The organism is Verticiella sediminum, from assembly GCF_007558815.1.
In the GTDB taxonomy this organism is placed as follows: domain Bacteria; phylum Pseudomonadota; class Gammaproteobacteria; order Burkholderiales; family Burkholderiaceae_B; genus Verticiella; species Verticiella sediminum.
This window is the reverse complement of record NZ_VLTJ01000003.1, coordinates 68,557-91,010: the sequence shown is the minus strand read 5'-3', so window position 1 is coordinate 91,010 and position 22,454 is coordinate 68,557. Positions and strand designations below refer to the sequence as shown.

General features: G+C 68.5%; 23 protein-coding genes and 1 riboswitch. Of the genes, 5 read left to right on the top strand and 18 right to left on the bottom strand.

Annotated features, from left to right (window positions below):
• Positions 1-69 precede the first annotated feature (69 nt).
• On the bottom strand, positions 70-219 hold the full coding sequence (locus FOZ76_RS27800; protein ID WP_246129249.1) for a hypothetical protein: 150 nt from the start codon (positions 217-219) through the stop codon (positions 70-72).
• On the opposite strand from FOZ76_RS27800, the gene rpoH reads away from it, so the two are divergent.
• Both rpoH and FOZ76_RS01780 read left to right on the top strand, forming a co-directional pair.
• Complete coding sequence (gene rpoH, locus FOZ76_RS01785; protein WP_246129248.1) at positions 167-1,012, top strand: RNA polymerase sigma factor RpoH; 846 nt, start codon at positions 167-169, stop codon at positions 1,010-1,012. The genes FOZ76_RS27800 and rpoH overlap by 53 nt on opposite strands.
• Before the next feature lie 161 nt (positions 1,013-1,173).
• The gene (locus FOZ76_RS01780) at positions 1,174-1,512 is read left to right on the top strand and encodes an H-NS histone family protein (RefSeq protein ID WP_143946408.1); all 339 of its coding nucleotides are present in this window, start codon (positions 1,174-1,176) and stop codon (positions 1,510-1,512) included.
• Positions 1,513-1,556: 44 nt separating this feature from the next.
• Here FOZ76_RS01780 and ybgF read toward each other — a convergent pair whose 3' ends face one another.
• From ybgF to ruvB, 8 genes are all read right to left on the bottom strand, one after another.
• Entirely contained in the window at positions 1,557-2,270 is a 714-nt protein-coding gene (gene ybgF, locus FOZ76_RS01775) for a tol-pal system protein YbgF (RefSeq protein ID WP_425473221.1), read from the bottom strand.
• Between the two features lie 372 nt (positions 2,271-2,642).
• On the bottom strand, positions 2,643-3,167 hold the full coding sequence (gene pal / locus FOZ76_RS01770) for a peptidoglycan-associated lipoprotein Pal (protein ID WP_143946406.1): 525 nt from the start codon (positions 3,165-3,167) through the stop codon (positions 2,643-2,645).
• A gap of 100 nt (positions 3,168-3,267) precedes the next feature.
• Positions 3,268-4,539 (bottom strand): Tol-Pal system beta propeller repeat protein TolB, encoded by a 1,272-nt coding sequence (tolB, locus tag FOZ76_RS01765; protein WP_143946415.1) that lies wholly within the window; start codon positions 4,537-4,539, stop codon positions 3,268-3,270.
• 112 nt (positions 4,540-4,651) lie between these two features.
• A complete protein-coding gene (gene tolA / locus FOZ76_RS01760) occupies positions 4,652-5,881 on the bottom strand; it encodes a cell envelope integrity protein TolA (RefSeq protein WP_143946405.1) in 1,230 nt (409 codons plus the stop codon).
• A gap of 5 nt (positions 5,882-5,886) precedes the next feature.
• Complete coding sequence (gene tolR, locus FOZ76_RS01755; RefSeq protein WP_143946404.1) at positions 5,887-6,333, bottom strand: protein TolR; 447 nt, start codon at positions 6,331-6,333, stop codon at positions 5,887-5,889.
• Positions 6,330-7,004, bottom strand: coding sequence for a protein TolQ (gene tolQ / locus FOZ76_RS01750; RefSeq protein ID WP_143946403.1), 675 nt, complete (start codon positions 7,002-7,004; stop codon positions 6,330-6,332). Before tolQ ends, tolR begins: the two co-directional genes overlap by 4 nt.
• Positions 7,005-7,044: 40 nt before the next feature.
• Positions 7,045-7,497 carry a tol-pal system-associated acyl-CoA thioesterase gene (gene ybgC, locus FOZ76_RS01745; protein ID WP_143946402.1) on the bottom strand — a complete coding sequence of 151 codons (453 nt, stop codon included), beginning with the start codon at positions 7,495-7,497 and terminating at the stop codon, positions 7,045-7,047.
• Positions 7,498-7,766: 269 nt separating this feature from the next.
• A complete protein-coding gene (ruvB, locus tag FOZ76_RS01740) occupies positions 7,767-8,837 on the bottom strand; it encodes a Holliday junction branch migration DNA helicase RuvB (RefSeq protein ID WP_143946401.1) in 1,071 nt (356 codons plus the stop codon).
• Between the two features lie 137 nt (positions 8,838-8,974).
• Here ruvB and FOZ76_RS01735 point away from each other — a divergent pair, with 137 nt between their 5' ends.
• Positions 8,975-10,030, top strand: coding sequence for a LacI family DNA-binding transcriptional regulator (locus tag FOZ76_RS01735; protein WP_143946400.1), 1,056 nt, complete (start codon positions 8,975-8,977; stop codon positions 10,028-10,030).
• 21 nt (positions 10,031-10,051) lie between these two features.
• On the opposite strand, the gene FOZ76_RS01730 is transcribed toward FOZ76_RS01735, so the two are convergent.
• Genes FOZ76_RS01730 through FOZ76_RS01700 form a run of 7 tightly spaced genes read right to left on the bottom strand, consistent with a single transcriptional unit; the run spans position 10,052 to position 16,909 of the window.
• The gene (locus FOZ76_RS01730; protein ID WP_143946399.1) at positions 10,052-10,906 is read right to left on the bottom strand and encodes an SDR family NAD(P)-dependent oxidoreductase; all 855 of its coding nucleotides are present in this window, start codon (positions 10,904-10,906) and stop codon (positions 10,052-10,054) included.
• 40 nt (positions 10,907-10,946) lie between these two features.
• Positions 10,947-11,471: a carboxymuconolactone decarboxylase family protein gene (locus FOZ76_RS01725; protein ID WP_143946398.1), complete on the bottom strand. Its 525-nt coding sequence runs from the start codon at positions 11,469-11,471 to the stop codon at positions 10,947-10,949.
• Positions 11,472-11,493: 22 nt separating this feature from the next.
• The gene (locus tag FOZ76_RS01720; protein WP_143946397.1) at positions 11,494-13,029 is read right to left on the bottom strand and encodes an ABC transporter substrate-binding protein; all 1,536 of its coding nucleotides are present in this window, start codon (positions 13,027-13,029) and stop codon (positions 11,494-11,496) included.
• Positions 13,026-14,039: an ABC transporter ATP-binding protein gene (locus FOZ76_RS01715; protein ID WP_143946396.1), complete on the bottom strand. Its 1,014-nt coding sequence runs from the start codon at positions 14,037-14,039 to the stop codon at positions 13,026-13,028. Before FOZ76_RS01715 ends, FOZ76_RS01720 begins: the two co-directional genes overlap by 4 nt.
• Entirely contained in the window at positions 14,036-15,061 is a 1,026-nt protein-coding gene (locus FOZ76_RS01710; RefSeq protein WP_143946395.1) for an ABC transporter ATP-binding protein, read from the bottom strand. The genes FOZ76_RS01715 and FOZ76_RS01710 overlap by 4 nt, the downstream gene beginning before the upstream one ends.
• Positions 15,058-15,936, bottom strand: coding sequence for an ABC transporter permease (locus FOZ76_RS01705; protein WP_143946394.1), 879 nt, complete (start codon positions 15,934-15,936; stop codon positions 15,058-15,060). Before FOZ76_RS01705 ends, FOZ76_RS01710 begins: the two co-directional genes overlap by 4 nt.
• The gene (locus tag FOZ76_RS01700; RefSeq protein ID WP_170235251.1) at positions 15,926-16,909 is read right to left on the bottom strand and encodes an ABC transporter permease; all 984 of its coding nucleotides are present in this window, start codon (positions 16,907-16,909) and stop codon (positions 15,926-15,928) included. Before FOZ76_RS01700 ends, FOZ76_RS01705 begins: the two co-directional genes overlap by 11 nt.
• A gap of 159 nt (positions 16,910-17,068) precedes the next feature.
• On the opposite strand from FOZ76_RS01700, the gene fghA reads away from it, so the two are divergent.
• The gene (fghA, locus tag FOZ76_RS01695; RefSeq protein ID WP_143946393.1) at positions 17,069-17,908 is read left to right on the top strand and encodes an S-formylglutathione hydrolase; all 840 of its coding nucleotides are present in this window, start codon (positions 17,069-17,071) and stop codon (positions 17,906-17,908) included.
• Positions 17,909-18,011: 103 nt separating this feature from the next.
• Entirely contained in the window at positions 18,012-19,187 is a 1,176-nt protein-coding gene (locus FOZ76_RS01690) for an iron-containing alcohol dehydrogenase (protein ID WP_143946392.1), read from the top strand.
• Positions 19,188-19,284: 97 nt separating this feature from the next.
• Here FOZ76_RS01690 and FOZ76_RS01685 read toward each other — a convergent pair whose 3' ends face one another.
• Together FOZ76_RS01685 and FOZ76_RS01680 are read right to left on the bottom strand one after the other, a co-directional pair.
• Entirely contained in the window at positions 19,285-20,202 is a 918-nt protein-coding gene (locus tag FOZ76_RS01685) for a cobalamin-binding protein (RefSeq protein WP_170235250.1), read from the bottom strand.
• Positions 20,203-20,234: 32 nt separating this feature from the next.
• Positions 20,235-22,112, bottom strand: a complete 1,878-nt coding sequence (locus FOZ76_RS01680) for a TonB-dependent receptor domain-containing protein (protein WP_143946390.1) — start codon at positions 22,110-22,112, stop codon at positions 20,235-20,237.
• Positions 22,113-22,206: 94 nt separating this feature from the next.
• Positions 22,207-22,406, bottom strand: a riboswitch (cobalamin riboswitch).
• Positions 22,407-22,454 lie beyond the last annotated feature (48 nt).

Sequence of the window (22,454 nt, the reverse complement as noted above, 5' to 3'; positions counted from 1 at the left end):
GGCCGGGCGGTACCGGGGTTAGCTATTCCCTATTGACTTGGGAGAAGGAACCAATTAGCACTCTCGCAGTCAGAGTGCTAACATGTCTTCGTTGGTCCCGGACCTACCCAGGATGACGCACACCATGACCCAGAACACTGTCTCGCTCAGCCCGTCGCCCCAGTCGATGGCCTTGGCCATCTCGAACCCCGGTTCGCTGGGTACCATCGACGCGTACATCGCTGCAGTCAACCAGATGCCCATGCTCACCGCGGAGCAGGAGACCGCGCTCGCCCTGCGTTACCGCGAGCGCGAGGACCTGGACGCCGCGCGTGATCTGGTGCTGTCCCACCTTCGCCTGGTGGTGGCGGTCGCTCGCCAGTACCTCGGCTATGGCCTGCCGCATGCCGATTTGATCCAGGAAGGCAATGTCGGCCTGATGAAGGCCGTCAAACGCTTCGATCCGTCGCGCGGTGTGCGGCTGGTTTCGTTCGCCATTCATTGGATCAAGGCGGAAATCCACGAATATGTGATCCGCAATTGGCGCATGGTGAAGGTGGCCACCACGAAGGCGCAGCGCAAGCTGTTCTTCAATCTGCGCAGCATGAAGCAATCGGGCGATACGCTGACGCCCGATGAAATCGAGCATATTTCGCACGCACTGAATGTGCGCGAGCAGGACGTGCGCGAAATGGAAATGCGCATGACCGGCCGCGAAATGGCGCTCGACGGACGCGACGACGAAGACGACTACGCACCTTCGGCCTGGCTATCCGACGAAGGCGCCGAAGAGCCCACCCAGGTTCTCGAACGGCGCGCGCGCGACGAATTGCAGAGTACCGGCATTACGCGTGCGCTCGACGTGCTGGATCCGCGTTCGCGCCGCATTATCGAGGCGCGCTGGCTGCCCGAGGGCGACAGCGCTACCTTGCAGGAACTCGCCAACGAATTCGGCGTTTCCGCCGAGCGTATCCGGCAGATCGAATCGCGCGCTCTCGGCAAAATGCGCGGCGAACTTGCGCAAGCTGCCTGAAACCGTCGTTTGCGCGGCTTGTTTCAAAACAAAAGCGGCAAAGGAACCATTTCCTTTGTCGCTTTTTACATTCAACACTAAAATAGACGGCATTATTCGATCGCTAGCCACCCTGGCATAGCGCAATTCTGTCGGCCTTCTGGCTGAAAGCGACTACCTCCATGCCCAGCTACCGTTCCCTCCTCGCTCAGAAAGCCTCTTTGGATCGCAAGATTCAGCAAGCCCGAAAACGCGAAGTGAGTTCGGTCATCAAGCAGATCAACGGCTTGATCGAAGAATACGGCCTGACACCGGACGAACTGACGTTCAGCGACGGGACCGCGCGGCCGCAGCAGGCCAAGGCCAAGCGTGGGCGCCGCACCGTGGGTGCCAAGTCGGCCACGGCCGGCATCACGGTGGCGCCCAAGTATCGCGATCCGGAAACGGGCAAGACCTGGACTGGTCGCGGCCGCGCGCCCAAATGGGTGGTCGGCGACAAGGAACAGTACTTGATCAAGTAATCGAAAAGCGGGCCGTCGGCCCGCTTTTCCTATTCGCGGTTGCTTTACTGAAGCAATTGCAGACGGTCACGCGCCGTATTGGCCGCCTGGCTGCCGGGATAATCCTTGATGATGCGCTGCAGGGTGGCGCGGGCTGCATTGCGGTCGTTCAATTCGATCTGGCTGCCTGCGATCACCAGCAGCGCATCCGGTGCGCGGGCATTGTCCGGCCAGTTCTGCAGGACGCCTTGCAGCCGGCTGATGGCGCTCTTGTAATCCTTCAGCGCGTACAGGCTGCTACCCCAATAGAATTGGGCGGTAGGCGCATAGGTGCTTTGCGGGAATTTCTGCACGAAGGCCTGCAGGGCGGTTGCGGATTCGCGGTATTGACCCTTGCGGAAGTAGTCGATGGCCGCGTCGTAGGAGGTCTGCTCCTCGCCGCCCGCAGCCAGGAGATTGGCTGCCTCGGGCTGGCCGGGACCGCCCGCGGCGGGCGGTTGCTCCGTCATGTCGAGAGATAGCTGGCGCTGCGCCTGCTGGGTATCCGCGATCTGCTTGCTCAGCGTTTCGAGTTGTCCGCGCATCTGCGACATCTGCTGCTGCAATTGCTCGATCTGGGCCGCGAGGGCCAGTCGGCCTCGCTGGTCTTCGGAACGGACATCGGCGAGTTCCTGGCGCAGCTTGATGATGGCCTGGCGCGCCTCGTCGTCACCGCCGAAGAGCTGTGCCTGGGCCGGCTGGGCGGCCAGGCCGGCCGCCACGAGCGCGGCGCCTGCCATCAGGCGGGTTGCGAAAGACACCTGCTGAATCATGGACGAATAACTCCTGCTGTGGTGGGGCTGGCGTGACGCCGGCCCCGGCATGCGAATACGGGTGACGCCTACTTTACCGCGTGAGGAGAGGGTCGACGCCGGCCGAGTGCGACACGCGGTGATGAATGCCTGGTGGGACGCTCTTTGCGCTGGACCGCCCAACGGCAAAGTGGCCCCCACGCTCGCCCTTGGCTCGCTGCCCCCAAGGGGTTTTTTGCCTTGGGGCGGCCCGGCGGCAAAAAAAACCGCCCCCCGGCACTCGGCCCAGGGGCGGCTCCACGCGCGGCTGACGGGGCAGGCCGGATGGCGCACCACCGTCACGTCACGCCCTGCGCGTGATCAACGGCGATAGGCGAAGTCGGCGCGACGGTTCTCGGCGTAGTCCGATTCGCTGGTGCCGGTGGCGCGCGGACGCTCCTTGCCGAAGCTAATGGCTTCCACCTGGTTGTCGCGCACGCCCAGCAGCATGAGCATCTGGCGCACGGCTTCCGACCGGCGCTGGCCCAGGGCGAGGTTGTACTCGCTCGAGCCGCGCTCGTCGGTGTTGCCTTCGATGGTCACTTGCTGCTGCGGGTTGCCCGACAGGTACTGGGCGTGCATTTCGACCACGGGACGGTACTGCTGGTTCACCGAGTAGCTATCGAAGTCGAAATACACCGAGCGCTGCTGATACAGCGGGCTGGACGGGTTGAACGGATCGTATTGACCCGAGCTGCCCGCACCCACGCCGCTCACGGTGCCGCCCGCCGTGCCGCCGCCCGCGCCCGCGCCGGCGGAGTCGTCCAGCGGGACCGAGCTGCCGCAGGCCGCGAGGGCTGCCGAAAAGCCAACGACTGCAAAAGCTTTCAAGAAACGATTTGTCATAATGGGCTCCCAACGGAAAGGGATAGATTGAAGGGTGCGGCCAACGTCGTTGCGCCCAGGACGACGGGCCGCCAGTTTTCAGACTACAGCGAGCGGGCGATCACTTTGCCGTACCGAAAGGCCCCCAGGCTGCCGCGCTCACGCCTGCGCCCGCCGCGGACAAGGTCTCCTGCGCGAGCCCGTCGATCGAGCGCACGTTCAGCGTGCCGCCGCGCTGGCCGGCTGCGTACAGCACCATGCCGCCGTCGGGCGAGAAGCTGGGAGACTGGTCGTCCGGGCCGTTCGTGAGCACGACCTCGTTGCCAGAGGAAAGATTCAGCACTGCAATCTGAAAACTGCCCCCGCGGCGCGTCACGTAGGTGAGCGCCGTTCCGTCGGGAGAGATGCGGGGACTCACGTTGTGGCCCCCGTTGAATGACAGGCGGGTGACGTTGCTGCCGTCCACCCCCATGCGATAGATCTGGGCGCTGCCGCCGCGATCACTGCTGAATACGATGGAGCGGCCATCGGGCGAGAAGCTGGGCTCGGTGTTGATGGTGCCGCTTTGCGTGAGCCGGGTCGGATTCGAGCCGTCCGCGTTCACGAGATAGATCTGCGAGGACCCGTCGCGCGAGAGCACGACGGCCAGCCGGTTGCCGTCGGGCGACCAGGCCGGGGCGCTGTTGTTGCCGCGGAAGTTCGCGACGATGGTGCGCTGTCCGGTGGCGATGTGATGCACGTAGACCACGGGCTTGCCGGACTCGAAACTCACGTACGCCAGGCGCGAACCGTCGGGCGACCAGGCCGGCGAGATGATGGCTTCGCGCGAACGCAACGCGGTCTGCGCGTTGTGGCCATCGGCGTCGGCGATTTGCAGCTCCCAGAGATTGCCGCGCTTGAGCACGTAGGCGATCTTGGTGGAGAAGGCGCATTGCGCCCCGCTCAGGCGCTCGCAGATGCGGTCGGCGAGCTGGTGGGCCGCGGCGCGCCAGTTGTTCAAGGGGGCGGTGAAGCCCTGGCCGTCGATCACGGCCTGCTGCACCGTGTCGGCCATGCGGTAATCGATGTCCAGGCGTGAGCCGTCCGAGCGCGAGGTGCCGTAGGCCACGGCATTGGCGCCGCGGTCGCGCCAGACGGCGAAATCGAGCTGGCTCTCGGCGTTCAGGTTGACGCCGCTGGGGTTGACCATGCGGAACAGGCCCGAGCGTGTCAGGTCGGCCCGCACTACGTCCGCGATCTGGCGGCCGCGGGCACCGTCCGAATCGGCGAAGTCCGCGATCGCGATGGGGTACTGGTTGGCGCCGGCGCCCGAGATCTCGACCTGCAACTGGGCCTGCGCGGCGGGAATCGTGCAGCCGGCCAGGAACGCGAAGACAGCGAGGCGGCGGAACATGCCCGAGCGGCCGGAAACGGCGGCCGCACGCGACGGTTGGGTGGTTGTGGACAAGCGGTTTGGGATGTCGGCAACAGTCATGTCTGGGTAGCGGTTATCGGTCGATGGGCGATCAGTCGAACATGTTGTAACGCACGTCTATGGTAGATGGATAGCTGCCCGACGGCGGCCGCGGGAAGGGATTGCAACGCTGAATCCCCACCTGGACGGCCCTGTCGAACGCATCCACGCCGGACGAGCGCAGCAGGCGCGGCGTACCGCCCTGCCTGCCGTCCGGACCAAGCTGCACCCGGAATACCGCATACGGATTGCCGGAAACGCTGTCACGCGAGGCGGAATACACGACCCCTGGCTTCACGCACGCACGGATCAGTGCGCCGTAACCGCTGTCCGCACCGCCACCCGCCTGGCTGCGGGCTGCAGTGCCGCCGGGCAAGCCGGCAGCGGCGGAGGCGGATGCCTGGAAGGCTTCACGCAATTTGCGTTCCCGTTCCTCGGCTTCCTTCTTCTCGGCGGCGCGCTTGGCGGCCGCTGCCTTTTCCTCGGCAGCCTTCTTTTCCGCCGCGGCTTTTTCTGCCGCAGCCTTTTCCGCAGCGGCTTTTTCAGCGGCCGCCTTCTTTTCGGCAGCGGCCTTCTCTGCCGCAGCCTTCTCGGCAGCCGCCTTTTTCTCCGCGGCCGCTTTTTCTGCCGCCGCTTTTTCCTCTGCCGCTTTCTTTTCGGCGGCGGCCTTTTCCTCGGCAGCCTTTCTTTCGGCCGCGGCTTTCTCCGCGGCTGCGCGCTTTTGCGCAGCGGCCGTCTCTTCGGCCGCCTTCTTCTCGGCGGCAAGCCTTTCCTGGCGCTCGCGTTCCTGGGCTTCCTTCTGATCCTGGATCTGGCGCTGGCGCTCTTCTTCCTTGCGCTGGCGCTCGCGCTCCTGCTGACGCTGCGTCTCGAGGCGGGCGCGTTGCTCTTCGCGGCGTTTTTCCTCTTCCTTCTGCAGGGCGATCTCGGCTTCCCGGCGCTCGGCTTCGATCTGCTGCGGCGTCGGTTGCGGCGGCGTCGGCTCCGGCTCCGGTTGCGGCGGCGTTGGTTCGGGCTGGGGTTGCGGCTCGGGTTGCGGCGCAGGCTCGGGCGGCGGCGCGTCCGCTTCCACGACGTCTTCGGGCTCCGGCAGCGAGGCCCACATCTCCACCTGCATCGGTTGCAGGGGCTGGCGGTCCAGCAGGAGGCCGAGGACCACGGCGAGCACGATCAGCAAGTGCAGCCCGATCGCGAGCGCGAGCGGGCGGCCCTGCGGTTCGTCGGGCGACTCTCCCACCGGGTGGGGCGGAAAGTACGTGTTGTTGCGGCCGGGCTGCTCCATGCGCGTCAGCTCCCGGGGCCGCCTTGCTGGACGAGCAGGCCGACGCGGGACACCCCTTCACGCTGGAGCTGATCCATGATCTTCACGACGCTGTCATAGACCACCTTGCCGTCGGCAGCGATGACGACGGGCTGGTTCGGCTGGGCCTGCTGGCGCATGCGGATGTAGTCGGGCAACTCGGTCGCCGGGACCGGCTGCAACTGGGTCTCGCCCTGTTCGAGATCGCGTACCGAAATCACGCCGTCGGCCGCGACCTGCACCTCGATGGGCCGCACGGGCACTTCGGCCGCGCGCTGGCTCACGGACGGCAGTTCGATCATGCCGGGCGCGACCAGGGGTGCGGTGATCATGAAGATGACGAGCAGCACGAGCATCACGTCGATGTAGGGCACGACGTTGATCTCGCTTTTCATTCGGCGGCCGCGGCCGTTACGCGATCGGACGGCCATCAGCGCACCTGGCGTTGCAGGATGTTGAGGAATTCGTCGATGAAGCTGTCGAACCGGGTGGCGAGGCGATCCACCTCATGCGAATAGCGGTTGTAGGCGACCACCGCAGGGATGGCGGCGAACAGGCCGATCGCGGTGGCGATCAGGGCCTCGGCGATGCCGGGCGCGACCACCGCCAGCGTGACCTGCTCCATGCCCGCCAGGCCGACGAAGGCGTGCATGATCCCCCAGACGGTGCCGAACAGACCGATGTAGGGGCTGACCGAGCCCGCGGACGCAAGGAAGGCCAGATGGCGGTCCAGGGTGTCGAGCTCGCGCTGGTACGAAGCGCGCATTGCGCGGTTGGCGCCTTCCAGGACGGCACTCGCATCCGGCTGCGACTTGCGCCCCTTCAGGAACTCGGACATGCCGGACTCGAAGATCCGCGCGAGCGCGCCGTGCTCGACCCGGTGCGTGGCCACCGCGTGGTGCAGCATGGTGAGATCGCCGCCCGACCAGAAATCCGCCTCGAACTTCTCGGTCTGGCGCTGGGTGCGTTTGATCGTGGTGCGTTTGCTGAAGATGTACGTCCAGGAAATCACAGAAATCACGACGAGAATCGCCATCACGAGCTGCACGGGGATGCTCGCGTGCAGGATCAGAGACAGTATCGACATGTCCTGGTTGGGATTCATGGGGTGCCTTGTGGGTTCGCGTAATGGATGGGTTGGACGTTCAGCTCGCAGCGCCGCGGCCCGGGGCCGCCGTCGATGCGCGCAGGGCCTGGAGAATTTCTCCCGGCATGGCGACCGGGCGCAGGCTCGTTGCATTCACGCAGGCGACATCGACTTCGGCGGTGACCAGCGTTTCGCCGTCGCGCTCGCACGATTGCATGAAGGTCATGGAGGCTCGGCCGACGCGGGCGATGCGGCTGGCGATGGACAGCGTATCGTCCAGGCGCGCGGGCCGGTGGTAATCCGTGCGTGCGGACCGGACGACAAAAATACTGCCCGACGTCGCGGCGGTGCGTGATTGATCGAAGCCGAGCGCACGCAGCCATTCGGTGCGCGCACGTTCGAAGAACTTCAGGTAGTTCGCGTAATACACCACGCCACCCGCGTCGGTATCTTCATAGTAGACCCGCACGGTAAAGCGGAATGCAGCGTCACTCCGGGGTACAACGGACATAGCGGGCGGGGCGTCAAAATCAACCGCTGATTGTAGCGTTTCGCCGACCCTGTACGAGGGTTGCTCGCAACAAAATACGACAGTAAAGGGCGCGCATTTTGGCACTTTACGGCCCGTTTTTGGGGCGGCGGTGCGCCGAAGCGTGATGGTAGCGCAACAGTGTTGCGCCGATGGGACATTTATGGGCCAAATGGGCGCTAGCCGGCCAGGCCCGGGAACGCAAAAAACGGCCTCGCGTGCCACGTGCGCAGGCGTGGCGGGCAGGTCGTTCAGAACAGTTCGCCTTCGGCGCCGCGGCCGCCGGGTTCGGCCAGGCCGAGATGCCGCCACGTGGTGCGGGTGGCCATCCGGCCGCGCGGCGTGCGCTGCAGGAAACCGTGCTGGATCAAGTAAGGTTCGATAACGTCTTCGATCGTGTCGCGTTCCTCGCCAATTGCCGCGGCCAGGCTGTCCACGCCCACCGGGCCGCCGTCGAAACGGTGCACCACCGCCTCGAGCAGCTTGCGATCCATCACGTCCAGGCCGTGCGGGTCGACCTGCAGCATCTGCAGCGCGGCGCCGGCGGCTCGTTGGTCGATCACGCCGTGCGCCTTGACCTCGGCGTAGTCGCGCACCCGGCGCAGCAGGCGGTTGGCGATCCGGGGCGTGCCGCGCGAGCGCCGGGCGATTTCCTCTGCACCTTCGGCCGTGATGTCGGCGTTCAGCAAACGGGCGCTGCGCGTGACGATGTGGGTCAGTTCATCGGTGGTGTAGAACTCCAGGCGCGCGGTGATGCCGAAGCGGTCGCGCAGCGGGTTGGTGAGCATGCCGGCGCGGGTGGTGGCCCCGACCAGGGTGAAGGGCTGCAGGTCGAGCTTGACGCTGCGCGCGCCCGGCCCCTCGCCGATCAGGATGTCGATCTGGAAATCCTCCATGGCCGGATAGAGGATTTCCTCGACCACGGGCGAGAGGCGGTGGATCTCGTCGATGAAGAGCACATCGTTGCGTTCGAGATTGGTGAGCAGGGCGGCCAGGTCGCCCGCGCGCTCCAGCACCGGCCCCGACGTCTGCTTGAGGTTGACGCCCATCTCATTGGCGACGATGTGGGCGAGCGTGGTCTTGCCCAGCCCGGGCGGGCCGAAGAGCAGCACGTGATCCAGCGCCTCGCCGCGCTGGCGCGCCGCCGCCACGAAGATCTCCAACTGGTCGCGGATGCGCCGCTGCCCGACGTAGTCGTCCAGCGCCCGCGGGCGCAGGGCGCGCTCGAGGGTTTCCTCGTTCGGCGAGGCCGGCTGCGGCGCCACCAGGCGGGGGCCGCTGTCGTCGAGGCGGGAGGAGAGGGCGTCGGATTTGATGGTCATGGCTGGCTGTGGCTGGCCCCGGCGTATCCAGGGCTGGATGCATATCCAGATGTTAGCCCACCCTGGCGCGAGAGCGCTGCGGGTGTGCGGCACCATTCACATAATAGAATGCGCAATAGCCACACCCGCCGTCGTCCATGAGCCCCAAGTCCAAGCCGCGCTCCATCAGCATCCGGGATGTCGCGCAACGCGCCGGGGTGTCGCTCGGCAGCGCATCGCGCGTCATCAACAACGCCGCCAACGTCACTGAAGACACGCGCCGCCGGGTACTCGCCGCCATCGACGAACTGGGCTATCGCCCGAACCACGCCGCGCAGTCGCTGCGCCTGCGTTCGAGCCGCACCATCGGCTGTCTGCTCACCGACGTCACCAATCCGCTGTATGCGCGGCTGTTTCGCGCCCTGGAGGAGCAGTTCCTTGCCGAGGGCTACATGCTCCTGCTGGCCAACGGGCTGAACGATGCCCGGCGCGAAATCGACATCCTCTCGACCTTCCGCGCGCGCGGCATGGACGGCGTGATCCTCGCGCCCGGCAACGAGCGCGATCCCGAGGTGCTGGCGGCCATCGAGGCGCTGCCGGTGCCCGCGGTGATCCTCGATCGCGACATCCGCGGCAGCAAGGACCGGGTGCTGTTCGAGCAGGTGGCCGGTATGCGCCACGCCACGGGCGAGCTGCTCGCCCTGGGTCACCGGCGCATTGCCCTGGTGCTCGGGCAGACGCCGCTGGCCCCGTCGCGCCGTCCGATGCGCCGGCGCATCGAAGGGTTCCACGCGGCGTATGCCGAGCATGGGCTGGCGGCCCCCGACGATGCGTGCGTCGTGCGCGTGGACGAATCGCTGGATTCCGCGTTCGAGCGGGTGCGAGCACTGCTGCAGTCGCCCGACCGGCCGACGGCGGTGATCGCCCAGGGCACGAACATCCTGAACGAATGCCTCAACGCGATCAGCGCCTCCGGCTTGCGGATTCCCGCCGACGTTTCGGTGGTGACGATCGGCGATCCGGTGTTCGCGCGCACCTTTCTGCCGCCGCTGTCGGCCTCGCGCCTCAGCGCGAACGACATTGCGCGGGCCTGCGCCCATCTGCTGCTCTCGCGCATCCGTGGCGAGGCGGGGCCCGAACCGCGCACGCTGCGCGTGTCGATGACCTGGATCGGGCGCGAGTCGTGCGCGCCCCCGCCCGCCGGGGCGCGCTGAGACCCCTGCGGGCCGGCCGGATCAGGCCGCCCGGACGATCCCGTAGGCCAGCCCCCCGTCCACCTGGAGCGCGTGCGCATTCACGTAGCTCGACTCGTCCGAGGTGAGAAAGAGGCACGCATAGGCCACTTCCCAGCCCGTGCCCTGGCGGCCGAACGGAACCGCGGCCGCGCGGCCGGGGCGGCGGCGCGACGCGTCGCGCCCCATCGGCGTATCCATCAGGCCGGGCAGCACACTGTTGCAGCGGATGCCGAGCGCCTCGCCGGCGGCGGCGATGCTGCGTGCGAGCGATACCTGCGCGGCCTTGGACGACTCGTAGGCCGGGTTGCGGCCGGTCGAGCGCAGACTGGCGAGCGAGGACATCAGGACGATCGTCGAGCCGGCGGGCATCAGGCGCAGCGCGGCTTGGCTGAACAGCATGTGGCTGCGCACGTTGACCGCGTATTCCTGGTCCCAGTCGCGTGCGTTCTGGCCGGGCAGCGGCAGCCCTTTGGAGATGCCGACGTTCAGGACCAGGCCGTCCAGCCCGCCGAGACGCTCGGCGCAGCGCTCGACCAGCGGGGCGATGGCGTCGGCCTGCGCGACGTCGGCGACCTCGGCGAATGCCTGGCCGCCTTCGCGCCCGACCTGCGCTACGGTCTGCTCCACCGCGTCGGCGGACAGGTCCACGCAGGCGAGGCTGGCGCCTTCGCGCGCGAACAGCAGCGAAATCGCGCGGCCGTTGCCCACGGGCGGGGCCTCTTCGGGAATCACGCGCTGGCCGGCGCCGACGACGAGGATGCGCCGGCCCTGCAGGCGGCCGCGTCCGGGGGATAGTCCGAGCGCCGAGGCCGTCAGTTGCCGGCCGGGATCGAGTTCATACGAGGGAATGTTCATGTGCGTGTGTTCCGGATGGTGGCTATGACGTTGGCAGGCCTCAGAAGGCGCCGGGCGGTTCGATGTCGACTTCGAAGTTCTCGAGAAAGCGGCTGACCATCATGTAGAAGCCGATGGTGAAGACCAGTTCGGCCATGCGGCGGTGATCGAGCCGCTCGAGCACGGCGTTGAACAGCGCGTCGGGTGCCTTGACGTCGCGCACCACCGTGTCGGTGAAGCGCAGGATGAGTCGCTCGAGTTCGTCGAAGACCGGCGCGTCCGCGCCCTGGGCGATGGCTTCGATCTTCTCCTCGGACAGGCCGACGGAGCGCGCGACCCGCTTGTGCTGGTGGACTTCGTAGCCGGCGTCCGACAGCATGCCCACGCGCAGGATGACGATTTCGCGCAGGCGCGAGTCCAGCTCGTTCTCGCGCAGCAGCGCGCCGCCCATGCGCAGAAAGCCGCTGGCGGCGCCGACACCGGCGTGCGGCAGCATCCGATACAGGTTCAGGGGCTTGCGCACGTCGAGCAGCGCGGCATATTCGGCAGGCGCGTGTTCGAGGTCGAAGTAGGGAATGCGGGCCAAGAGAATCTCCTTCTCGGGTGGGTCATTTGTCCAGCCAGATACCGCGCACGCGGATCAGGCTGTTCTGCAGCGGTGGAACGCCTTTCACGTAGGGATGCGAGATCGCGTTGTAGGTGGCGCGGATGGGAATGAGCGCGATGGCCTCCTCCGAGAACACCTGTGCGACGTCGCAATAGAGTTGGTGCCGTTTGGCCTGGTCGGTCTCTCCGCGGGCCTGCTCGAGCAGGGCGTCGATGCGCTGAGTGTCGTGGCGCGTGACCGGCTCGCCGGCGGCGCCGCCGAAGTAGTAGGAGAGCACGAGGTCGGGATCGCCGCCGATGTCGCTGAAGCGCCAGACGTCCATCTGGTAGTCGCCCGACAGGCCGGTGCGCACGTTCTGGCTCTGCTCCACCATGCGGATGCCGACGTCCATGCCCACGCTCTTGCCGAACTGCTGGATCATGGCGGCTTGGCGGCGGCCCGCCGGGTTGTTGACGGTGACCAGCTCGAACTTCAGGCCGCCCAGGTCCTTGACGAGTGCGCTGGCGGCCTGCGGGTCGTAGCCGCGCCACGGGATGTCCTTGCAGAACCACTCCGAATTCGGGCCGAGCAGGTCGGTGGTGGGCGTGGTCGTGCCCAGGAACATGGTGTCGATCATGGCCTGGGCGTTGAAGGCGTGCACGACCGCCTGCCGGGCGCGGGCGTCGTCGAAAGGCGGCTTGCTGTGGTTGAAGTTCCACATGAAGCCGCCCGAGCCCTCGTAGCTGATGACTTCCAGGTTGGGTTCCTTCGCCGCGTCCAGGACGTGGTTGGCCGTATCCATGCGGCCGATGTCGACTTCGCCCGAGCGGATGCTCTGATAACGCGTGTTGGCATCGGGCAGGATGCGGAACACGACCTGGTCCAGGTAGGGCAGGCCCTGCTCCCAGTAGTCCGGGTTGCGGGCGAGGATCACGCGGTCGCCGGCGCGCCATTCCTTGAAGACGAAGGGCCCGGTGCCGACGGGATGGCGGTGAAAGCCCTCCGGATCCTTTTGCAGGGCGGTGGGCGAACCGATGAAGTTCACCAGGCTCTCCAGCGCGAGTGCGGATTGCAGCGCCGTCCAGGGCTCCTTGAGGTTGAAGCGTACGGTGAGCTCGTCCACCGTCTCGACCGACGCGATCGGTGACAGGATCGAGGTGTTCACGCCGCTGTCCGGCGCCATCAGGCGCTGGTAGTGATCGACCACGGCGTCGGCGTCGAAAGGCGTGCCGTCGTGGAACTTGACGCCCGGACGCAGTTTGACCTGGGCGCTCAGCCGGTCCGGTGCCTCGGCGAATTCGGTCGCCAGGCGCGGCACGATGTCCTTGCCCTCGTAGGCGAACAGGGTCTCCATCACGGCCGACGCCGGGCCCGAGGTGTTCTGGTTGAAGATGCGCGCCTGGGTGTGATTGAAGCCGCTGAACTCGGCTTCCGAAGCGACGGTGAGCGTGCCGCCGGGCTTGGGCTCGGCGGCGGCATCGGGCACGAAGCCCCAGTGCGCGAGCGCGAGGATGACGGCGCCGGCGATGCCGGATGCGCCGATTCGGTGGGTGGTCATGCGTGGGCCTCCTCCAGGGGGATGCTGGCCGCGGATGGCTTGCTCCGCAGCGCATAGGGAAAATGGCAGGCGACGACGTGGCCGGCCGCGAGTTCGCGCGGCGCCGGCGCTTCGTGGGCGCAGCGCTCCTGCGCCGCCGGGCAGCGGCTGCGGAAACGGCACCCCGACGGCAGGTCGATGGGCGAGGGCATCTCGCCGGTCAGGGGGATGCGCTGCGTCGTGCGGCCCGGTTCGGCCTGCGGCACCGCGCTCATCAACGCCACCGTATAGGGATGGGCGGGCGACGCGAACACCGTGTCCGCCGGACCGGCCTCGCAGATCGCGCCCAGATACATGACGGCGAGCCGGTCGGCGACATTGCGCACCACGGCAAGATCGTGCGAGATGAAGAGCATGGCCAGGCCGAGCGAGGCGCGCAGCTCGTTGAGCACGTTGAGCACCTGGGCGCGCACCGAGACGTCCAGCGCAGAGACCGGCTCGTCGCAGACCAGCAGGGTCGGCTCGAGGATCAGGGCGCGCGCGATCGAAATGCGCTGACATTGGCCGCCCGAGAACTCGTGGGGATAGCGCTCCAGGGCACCGGCAGGATCGATGCCGACCTGTTCCAGCGCGGCGGCGATGCGTGCCGGCGCTTGCGCGTCGAGACGGCCGTTGACCCGCAAGGGTGCGGCGAGGATGTCGCGCACGCGCCGCCGCGGGTTGAGCGAGGAGATCGGGTCCTGGAAGATCATCTGGAAGCGGTGGCGCCGGGCCTTCAGCGCGGCGGCATTCAGGCTGGCGAGATCGGTTCCTTCGAGGCGGATCTCGCCCGCGCTGGGAGTCTCCAGGCGCATCACCGCACGCGCGACGGAGGACTTGCCGCAGCCCGACTCTCCGACCAGCGCTAGGGTCTGGCCACGGTCGATGGCGAAGTCGATGCCGTCCACGGCGCGCACCGTCCGCCCGCCCGCCACGGGATAGTCCACGCGCAGGCCGCGGACGTCGAGGATGCGGTCCCGGCGTGGATTCATGGCCGGTCCTCCAGCGGATACCAGCAGCGCAGCTCGCGGCCGTCCTGCATGCGCTCCAGGGTGGGCGCCTGCGCCTCGCAGCGCGGCTGGGCGCGCCCGCAGCGGGGCGCGAAGCGGCAGCCGGCGATCTGCCCCAGAACATTGGGCGGCCGCCCGGCGATGGCGTGCAGGCGGCTGTGCGGCGGGTCGGCAAGCGAAGGGATCGCGCGCAGCAGCGCCGCGCTGTAGGGCATGCGCGGCCGGGTGAACAGCGCATCGGTCGGCGCACGTTCGACGACCTGGCCCGCATACATCACGGCGATTTCGTCGGCCTGCTCGGCGGCCACGCCCAGATCGTGGGTGATGAGAATGAGGGTCATGTCGTGCGCCTCGCGCAGGCGGCGCAACAAGTCCAGGATCTCGGCCTGGACCGTCACATCGAGCGCGGTCGTCGGCTCGTCGGCGATCAGCAGCTCGGGTTCGCAGGCGATCGCCATGGCGATCACCACGCGCTGGCGCATGCCGCCCGAGAGCTCGTGCGGATACTGGTCGAGCCGGCGTTCCGGCGACGGAATCCCGACTTGGCGGAGCAAGTCCAAGGCGCGCGCCCGGGCGGCCTGGCGGCCCAGCCGGAAATGCCGGCGCGGGCCTTCCGCGAGCTGCGCGCCGATCTTGCGTACCGGGTTGAGCGACGTCATCGGGTCCTGGAACACCATGCCGATACGGCGGCCGCGGATCTCGCGCAGCGCGCGTTCGTCCCGGTGCATGAGGTCCTGGCCATCGAAGACGATAGCGGTCTGCGGCGCGATCTCGGCGCTGCGCGGCAGGATGCGCAGGATGGCGCGCGAGAGCACCGACTTGCCGGAGCCTGATTCGCCCACGATGGCCAGCGTCTTGCCGCGCGGCACGTCGAGGTCGATGTCGTCCAGGGCGTGCAGGGCGCCGCGCGGGGTGGCGAAACGCACGCTCAGCCCACGCACCGCGAGCAGGGGAACCGCCGCGGGGCCGGGGGTGGTGTCGGCTTGGGGCGCGGCGGCGTTCATGCCAGGCCGCCCGCACGGCCGGCATGCTTCTGGCGCAATGCGTCGCCGAGCAGGTTGAGCGAGAGAACCGTCAGGAACATGATCGCCGCGGGAATCAGCGAGACGTGCGGGACGCGCTCCAGCGCTTCGCGGCCTTCGGCGATCATGCCGCCCCAGCTCGGCGTGGGCGGCGGCACGCCGACGCCGAGAAAGCTCAGCGAGCCTTCGGCGACGATCATCACCGACATCATGGTCAGAGCGTAGGTGAGCAGCGGCATGAGCATGTTCGGCAGGATCTCGCGCAACAGGATGTCGGTGTCGCTCGCGCCGGCCGTGCGCGCGGCGAGCACGAACTCGCGGCCGAGCAGGGGCAGGGCATTCGCGCGGGCGATGCGTGCGAACGCGGGGATCGACATGATGCCCAGCGCCAGGGTGACGTTCTGCACGGACGGCCCGAGGACCACGGTGAGGCCCAGCGCGAACACCAGGCTCGGGAAGGCCAGCATCGCGTCGAGCAGGGCGAGGATGCCGGTGCGCAGCCAGCCGTCGTAGTAACTCGCGAGCAGGCCGAGCGGGGTTCCCGCGACCAGGCCGATGGCGGGGGCGCCCAGGCTCACGACGAGCGAGACCTGGGCGCCGTGAACGGCGCGCGAGAGAATGTCGCGCCCATCGAGATCGGTACCCAGCCAGTGCGCGGCGCTCGGACCGCTTTCGAAGTTGGCGAAATCCATGTCGGCAGATGAGGGCAGCGGCAACCAGGGCGCTCCCACGGCGAGCAGCGCCACCAGGCAGATCCAGAGCAGCGGCAGCAGGATGCGCAGCCGCGGCAGGCGGCGCCCGCGTGGGCGTTCGGGCGCGGCAGTGGCAGCCGGAAGGCAGAGCGCGTTACTTGCCATGGCGGTTCAGGCGGGGATCGAGCAGGTTGTAGAGAGCGTCGACCAGCAGATTCACGAAGACGAAGGCGACGCCGATGAAGAGCACGATGCCCTGCAGCGTGACGTAGTCGCGCAGGGTGATGGCTTCGATGAGCAGGCGGCCGACGCCAGGCAGGGCGAACAGGGTCTCGATGATGACCGCGCCGCCGATCAGGTGGCCGACGTTGATGCCCATCACCGTGATGAGGCTGAAGGACGAAGGGCGCAGCGCGTGGCGGAACAGGATGTAGACATCCGACAGCCCCTTGGCGCGGGCCACCGAAATGTAGGGCTCGCGCAGCGTACCGGCGATGTCGCTGCGCAGCAGCCGCATGTACACAGGCGCCTCGACCAGCGCGAGGGTCAGTGCCGGCAAGGTGAGCGAGCGCAGGCTGGCGCCGATGCCCTCGGCCATTGGCACGTAGCCCGTCGCGGGGAACCAGCCCAGCCAGATCGCGAGCAACAGGATCAGGACCAGGCCCAGCACGAAGTGCGGGACGGCGAGAACGCCGAAGGCCGCGCTCGAGAGAGCGCGGTCCAGCACGGAGCCCTCGCGGTAGCCTGCGGCGACGCCCAGGGGCAGCGCGATCAGCAGGGCGAGCATCTGCGCGTAGATCATGAGCTGTACTGACACCGGCAGGCGGTGCCCGATCGCAGCGGCGACGGCCTCGCCGCTGAGGGGCGAACGGCCGAGGTCGCCCTGCACGGCCTGGCCGAGCCAGTGCAGATAGCGTTCGTGCAAGGGCTTATCCAGACCGAGTTGCGCCTCGATGCGCTGGATGTCTTCCGGGCGCGCGTTCTCGCCGATCAGGGCGTCGGCCAGGTTGCCGGGCAGCAGTTCGAGCATGAGGAACGTCGCCAGGCTGAGCCCGACCAGCACCAGCGCGACGTGAACCATGCGCCGGCCCAGGCGCCGTGCGGGCCAGGTGCGCGCGGAAGCGATCAAGGTAGCCATGGCTGCATGGTAAAACGTTTCATTGAAACGTTTCATAAGGGATTTCCCGACGCTTGGGGCGCGGTGCCGGCCGGGCGATGGCCATTGCGTACACTGTCGGTTGCACACGCAAGCCGGACGAGGCTCGTACGTCCGGCGCATTTCGATCCCGGAGTCCCCATGCTCGAACTCATCAGCGAACACCGCTGCTTCGGCGGCTGGCAGCGTTTCTACCGGCACGCCTCCAGTGTCATCGGCCTGCCGATGCGCTTTTCCGTATTCATCCCCGCCCAGGCCGGGCAGGGGCGGGTGCCGGCGCTGTTCTACCTGGCCGGTCTGACCTGCACGGAAGAGACCTTCATGATCAAGGGCGGCGCGCAGCGCCTGGCGGCCGAGCACGGCCTGATGCTGGTCGCGCCGGATACGAGCCCGCGCGGCGCCAACGTGCCGGGCGAGGCCGACAACTGGGATTTCGGCGTCGGTGCGGGCTTCTACGTGGACGCCACGGTCGAGCCCTGGCGCCAGCGCTACCGCATGTACAGCTATGTGACCGAGGAGCTGTTCGGCATCGTGACCGGCGAGTTGCCGGGCGATGCCCGGCGCGCGGGGGTCTTCGGCCACTCGATGGGCGGGCACGGCGCCCTGGTGCTGGCGCTGCGCAACCGCGACAAGTTCCGCAGCGTGTCGGCGTTCGCGCCGATCGCCGCACCCAGCCAGAGCGACTGGGGCAGGAAGGCCTTCGGCGGCTATCTGGGCGCGGACACCGCGGCGTGGGCGGCGTACGACGCCACCGCGCTGATGCGCACCCTGCGCGAGCCGGTGCCCGAGGGCATTCTGATCGATCAGGGCACCAAGGACCAGTTCCTGCACCAACTGCAGCCCGAGGCCTTCGAGGCCGCCTGCCGCGAAGCCGGTCAGGGGCTCACGCTGCGCCGTCACGAAGGCTACGACCACAGCTACTATTTCATCTCGACGTTCATGGCCGACCATCTGGCGCATCACGCGCGCGTCCTGGCCTGAACTGCCTCGCGTCGGGGCGCCGGCGAGCGGCCGCCGCCCCGGCGATCCAACAGACCATCCGAAGAACCCGCGCAGACGGGTTGTTGTGAAGGAGAGACGGGCGATGTCCGCATTCGAGTTTCAGACGGTTCCGGCGATCACGATGCGCGCGGGCGCCGCGCGCCAATTGGGTGAACTGCTGCGCGAGCGCTTTCGCGGCGAGCGGGTGAGCGTGGTCACCGACAGTTTTCTGCATCGCAGCGGGCTGCTCGGGCCGGCGCTGGAAAACCTGGCCGCGCATGGCTGGCAGGTCGACGTGATCGACGACGTGGTGGCCGATCCGCCCGAGCACGTGGTGCTGGCGGCGGCCGAGCGCGCGCGCGCGCACCGCGCGCAAGTGGTCGTCGGCCTGGGCGGCGGCTCGTCCATGGACGTGGCCAAGCTGCTGGCGGTGCTGGCCGCGGGTGAGCAGCCGCTTGCCGAGATGTACGGTGTGGGCAAGGTGACGAGCAAGCGGCTGCCGCTGGTGCAGGTGCCGACCACCGCCGGCACCGGATCCGAGGTCACCTGCGTGTCCATCGTCACGACCGGCGCGACGACGAAATCCGGCGTGGTGTCGCCGGCGCTGTTCGCCGATCTGGCGGTGCTCGACGCCGAGCTGACCTACGGCCTGCCGCCGGCGGTCACGGCGGCCACCGGCATCGATGCCATGGTCCACGCGATCGAGGCCTACACGTCCCGGCACAAGAAGAACCCGCTGTCGGACAACTTGGCGCGCCAGGCCCTGGGCCTGCTGTCCGCACACCTGCTGCGGGCCTGCGACGACGGGCACGACATCCAGGCGCGCGAGGCCATGCTGCTGGGCGCCATGCTGGCGGGGCAGGCGTTCGCCAACGCCCCGGTGGCCGCGGTGCACGCGCTCGCCTACCCGCTCGGCGGGCATTTCCACGTGCCGCACGGCCTGTCGAACGCGCTGGTGCTGCCGCAGGTGCTGCGTTTCAACCTGCCGCAGGCGGGCGGCTACTACGCCGAACTGGCCGACGTGGTGGTCGCCGCGGGCGGGATGAACGGGCCGGCGCCCAGCGCGAGCCGGGAGGCGCGCGCACAGGCCTTCATCGACTACTGTGGCCAGTTGTCGGCGGTGACCGGCATACCCTCCCGGTTGCGCGACGTCGGCGTGGGCGAGGGCGATCTGGACCGCCTGGCCGAGGACGCCATGCTGCAGACCCGCCTGCTGGTGAACAACCCGCGCGAGGTCGGCCTGGACGATGCCCGGGCGATCTACGCGGCAGCGTGGTAGGCGGGGCCGGCGCGCCGGCCATGAACCCGCCGGGCCAGGGCAATGCGCTCACCGACGACACTGCCCTGGCCGAGTTCGGTGCCGCCGGCGGCCGCGATCAGCGCCGCAGCGCATCCAGGGCCTCGCACAGCGAGGCGGTGGCTTCGATCAGGCGCGGCCCCGGCCGATAGAGGTCGTCGGCGGGCAGGACGATGAGCCGATTCTCGGCCACCGCCGGCACATGGCGGGCGAGCAGCCGCCAGGGAGCGGCCGGGTCGGCGCCCGTGTTGTCGCGCGCCAGCAGCAGCGCATCCGGGCGCGTGGCGATGACCGATTCCGGATCGACCATGGGCGCGGCCGCGAGCGCGTCGGCGAACACGTTGCGTGCGCCGCACGTGCGCAAGGCGTCCGACACCACGTGGCCGCCGTTCAGCGTGTAGAGCGGCTCCGTGCCAGCCTGCACGAACACCCGCAGCGGGCTGCGCTGCGCATAGCGCTCGCGCAGGGCGGCGATGCGTGCGCGCATGGCGTTCGCGGCCGGCAGGCCGCTGGCTTCGCTGCCCAGCAGGTGGCTCAGCCGTTCCACGTCGTCGGCAATGCCGTCCAGCGTCGTCGGCGCGGCATGGAACACGGCGATGCCAGCCTGGCGCAAGGCCGGGTCGACGGCCGCGAGCGGCCCGGGCAGCCAGGCGACCACGAGATCGGGCCGCAGGGCGAGCACGCGTTCAGGGTGCAGCGCCCACGCATCGCCCACGCGCGGCAGCGCCTTCGCTTGCGGCGGGTAGTCGCTGTGCTCCACCGTGCCGATGATGGCCTCGCCGCCACCGGCTGCATAGACAAGCTCGGTGGCATGCGGAGCGAGCGTGAGCACGCGGGTCGCCGGGCGCGCCAGGGCGACGCGCTCGCCGCGGTCGTCGAGCGCCGAGACCGCAGTGCTCGCCCGCGCCGGCAGCTCGGGGGCGGCATCCGCGCCGGTGCCGGCCGAGGCGGCCAGCGCCGCCAGGAAGACGGCGCAGCGGGCGAGGGCGCCGCGCATGCCGGCGCGCCTGCGCGGCGCCCCGGCACGCATCAGCGCGGCCGCCAGGCCAGGTTGACGAACACCGAGGTGCCCTGAGTGGCGTAGCCCGGGTTCAGGGTGTAGTCCTTGTCGAACACGTTGTTCACGCGCAGTTGCACCTGCGTGTCGCGGTTGATGTCGTAGCCGGCGGTGAGATCCAGCCGACCGTAGCCGCCCAGGCGCTCGCGCGCGGAAGAATAACGCTCCGACGTCAGATACCACTCGGCGCCCAGCAGGGCGGGGCCGAAGCGCTGGTCGGCGGCCAGGCGCAGCGTGCGCTTGGCGCGGTACGGGAGCTGCTCGCCGGTTTCGGCATTGTGCGGGTCGGCGAAATCCACGCTGGCGCGCAGCGTGGTGTCCTGCCAGCGGTGCGCGCCGGTCAGGGTGACGCCGCGCAGGACGGCCTTGCCCACGTTGATCGGCGGCCAGCCCAGGATGAGGTTGGTCACGCGGTTGCGGTAGACGGTCGCGCCCAGCTCGCTGCTGGCGTTGTGCCAGCGCAGGCCGGCTTCCACGTTGCGCGACTTCTCCGGCTCCAGGTCGGGATTGCCGCCGCCCGGGTAGTACAGGTCGTTGAAGGTGGGCGCGTGAAAGGCCGTGTTGGCCGCGACCGTGGCGCGCAGATTGGGCGTGAGGTCGAAACCGTAGGCCGCGCCGCCGGTGGTCTGGCCGTCGTACTGGGAGTCGTCGTCGTGGCGCAGGCTGGCCTGCAGGTGATGGCGATCGAAGTCGCCGGTGTAGACCGCGGTGGCCGAGTTGGTGTTGCGCTTGGTGGTGGGATAGTCCACGTCGACAGGGAAGCCAGCGCTCCAGTCCTGCAGGTCGCCCGTCACGCGTTGCTCCAGGCGTTCCAGCGCCACGGTCAGGCGCTGCGTGGATGCGAGCTGGAACTCGTTCTGCCAGAGGTACTGGTTCTGGCGGGTGCGAAAGCGCGTGAGGCTGCTGTCCTCGTCCGTGCCGAAGGACGGCGCAGTGACGTTGCGGTTGTCGTCGCGCGTGCTGCCCAGGCGCAGGGTGCTGTACCAGTTGTCCGCGAGGCGATCGCGGCTGCTGATGGCAAAGCCTTCGACGCGCTGGAGCACGCGGTCGTTGAAATACGGCTCGCCGTTGTCGTAGCCGCCGTTCACGCGGGTATGGAACACCTCGGCCGAGACTTCGTGGCCGGTGCGCCAGGCATAGCCCAGCGAGGCCGACACGTTGCGCTGGTAGTAGCTGTCGCGGTCGGGGTTGTAGGCGTACGCGTTGTCGGGCGTGGTGATGTTGTAGCCCTTGCTCTGGCCGTAGTTCGCGTTCACGGCGTAGCGCCAGCCGTGCGAGCTGCCGGCCACGCCGGCCGAGACGCGGCTGGTGCCGCGGCTGCCGAAGCCGACGCTGAAATGCGGCACGAAGGGCTGGTCGGCGGCGCCGCGGGTGATGATGTTGATGACGCCGCCGACGGCGTCCGCGCCGTACAGGCTGCTCGATGCGCCGCGCAGGACCTCGATGCGTTCGATGTGCTCGAGCGGGATCGAATTGAACGCGCTGGTGCCGGCCGTGGCGGAATTGAAGCGCAGGCCGTCGACGAGAATCAGGGTCTGATTGGCGTTGGCGCCGCGCACGAACAGGCTGGCGACGTTCTGCGGGCCGCCGGTGTCGATGTACTCGATGCTGTGCGTGCGCGAGAGCAGTTCCGCGAGCGTGCTCTGGCCCGCGCGCTCGATGGTCTCGCGGTCGATGACGGTGATGTCGCCGAGCGTGTCGGCCAGCGGCTGCGGGCTGCGGGCGCCGATGACGGTGATGGTCTCGAGCTGGGCGGGTGCGGTGGCGGCGGTCTGGGCGGTGGCCAGCGGCGCGGCCAGGGCGAGGCTGGCGGCGATGGCCGTCAGCCCGAAGTGAGAAGGCGTAGTCATGATGAGCTTCGGTGGGACGCGCGACCCCGCACGTCGGTCCTGTTGTGGAATGCGCAGGCTGCGCACCCCCCCTGCCGGGCTGCAGAATGCGTTCTGCGGCCCGGGCGAACCGGCCGGTCTCCGGGCTGGCATGATCAGGTCACGCACCGCCTTCCCGAGGGCGGGCCTCAGTGGCTGTGGTGCGTTGCGCGAGCGCGTCATGCTTACCGTTGCGGGGGCAGCACAGGTTGGGCGCGAGCGCCTCCCTGTTTCCCGTTTCACCGCCGTGGCGGCACCGATTCGTCGCGTAAATGTAACACTTCGTGGCTCATGCCCGCCAGGCCAGAGGGTGTCCCGGGCGGT

Bases quoted from the DNA above. Each gene is read 5' to 3' on its own strand.
- rpoH (WP_246129248.1), top strand. From the start codon at position 167: ATGGCCTTGGCCATCTCGAACCCCGGTTCGCTGGGTACCATCGACGCG.
- FOZ76_RS27800 (WP_246129249.1), bottom strand. From the start codon at position 219: ATGTACGCGTCGATGGTACCCAGCGAACCGGGGTTCGAGATGGCCAAG.
- FOZ76_RS01780 (WP_143946408.1), top strand. From the start codon at position 1,174: ATGCCCAGCTACCGTTCCCTCCTCGCTCAGAAAGCCTCTTTGGATCGC.
- ybgF (WP_425473221.1), bottom strand. From the start codon at position 2,270: ATGGCAGGCGCCGCGCTCGTGGCGGCCGGCCTGGCCGCCCAGCCGGCC.
- pal (WP_143946406.1), bottom strand. From the start codon at position 3,167: ATGACAAATCGTTTCTTGAAAGCTTTTGCAGTCGTTGGCTTTTCGGCA.
- tolB (WP_143946415.1), bottom strand. From the start codon at position 4,539: ATGTTCCGCCGCCTCGCTGTCTTCGCGTTCCTGGCCGGCTGCACGATT.
- tolA (WP_143946405.1), bottom strand. From the start codon at position 5,881: ATGGAGCAGCCCGGCCGCAACAACACGTACTTTCCGCCCCACCCGGTG.
- tolQ (WP_143946403.1), bottom strand. From the start codon at position 7,004: ATGAATCCCAACCAGGACATGTCGATACTGTCTCTGATCCTGCACGCG.
- ybgC (WP_143946402.1), bottom strand. From the start codon at position 7,497: ATGTCCGTTGTACCCCGGAGTGACGCTGCATTCCGCTTTACCGTGCGG.
- ruvB (WP_143946401.1), bottom strand. From the start codon at position 8,837: ATGACCATCAAATCCGACGCCCTCTCCTCCCGCCTCGACGACAGCGGC.
- FOZ76_RS01735 (WP_143946400.1), top strand. From the start codon at position 8,975: ATGAGCCCCAAGTCCAAGCCGCGCTCCATCAGCATCCGGGATGTCGCG.
- FOZ76_RS01730 (WP_143946399.1), bottom strand. From the start codon at position 10,906: ATGAACATTCCCTCGTATGAACTCGATCCCGGCCGGCAACTGACGGCC.
- FOZ76_RS01720 (WP_143946397.1), bottom strand. From the start codon at position 13,029: ATGACCACCCACCGAATCGGCGCATCCGGCATCGCCGGCGCCGTCATC.
- FOZ76_RS01715 (WP_143946396.1), bottom strand. From the start codon at position 14,039: ATGAATCCACGCCGGGACCGCATCCTCGACGTCCGCGGCCTGCGCGTG.
- FOZ76_RS01710 (WP_143946395.1), bottom strand. From the start codon at position 15,061: ATGAACGCCGCCGCGCCCCAAGCCGACACCACCCCCGGCCCCGCGGCG.
- FOZ76_RS01705 (WP_143946394.1), bottom strand. From the start codon at position 15,936: ATGGCAAGTAACGCGCTCTGCCTTCCGGCTGCCACTGCCGCGCCCGAA.
- FOZ76_RS01700 (WP_170235251.1), bottom strand. From the start codon at position 16,909: ATGGCTACCTTGATCGCTTCCGCGCGCACCTGGCCCGCACGGCGCCTG.
- fghA (WP_143946393.1), top strand. From the start codon at position 17,069: ATGCTCGAACTCATCAGCGAACACCGCTGCTTCGGCGGCTGGCAGCGT.
- FOZ76_RS01690 (WP_143946392.1), top strand. From the start codon at position 18,012: ATGTCCGCATTCGAGTTTCAGACGGTTCCGGCGATCACGATGCGCGCG.
- FOZ76_RS01685 (WP_170235250.1), bottom strand. From the start codon at position 20,202: ATGCGCGGCGCCCTCGCCCGCTGCGCCGTCTTCCTGGCGGCGCTGGCC.
- FOZ76_RS01680 (WP_143946390.1), bottom strand. From the start codon at position 22,112: ATGACTACGCCTTCTCACTTCGGGCTGACGGCCATCGCCGCCAGCCTC.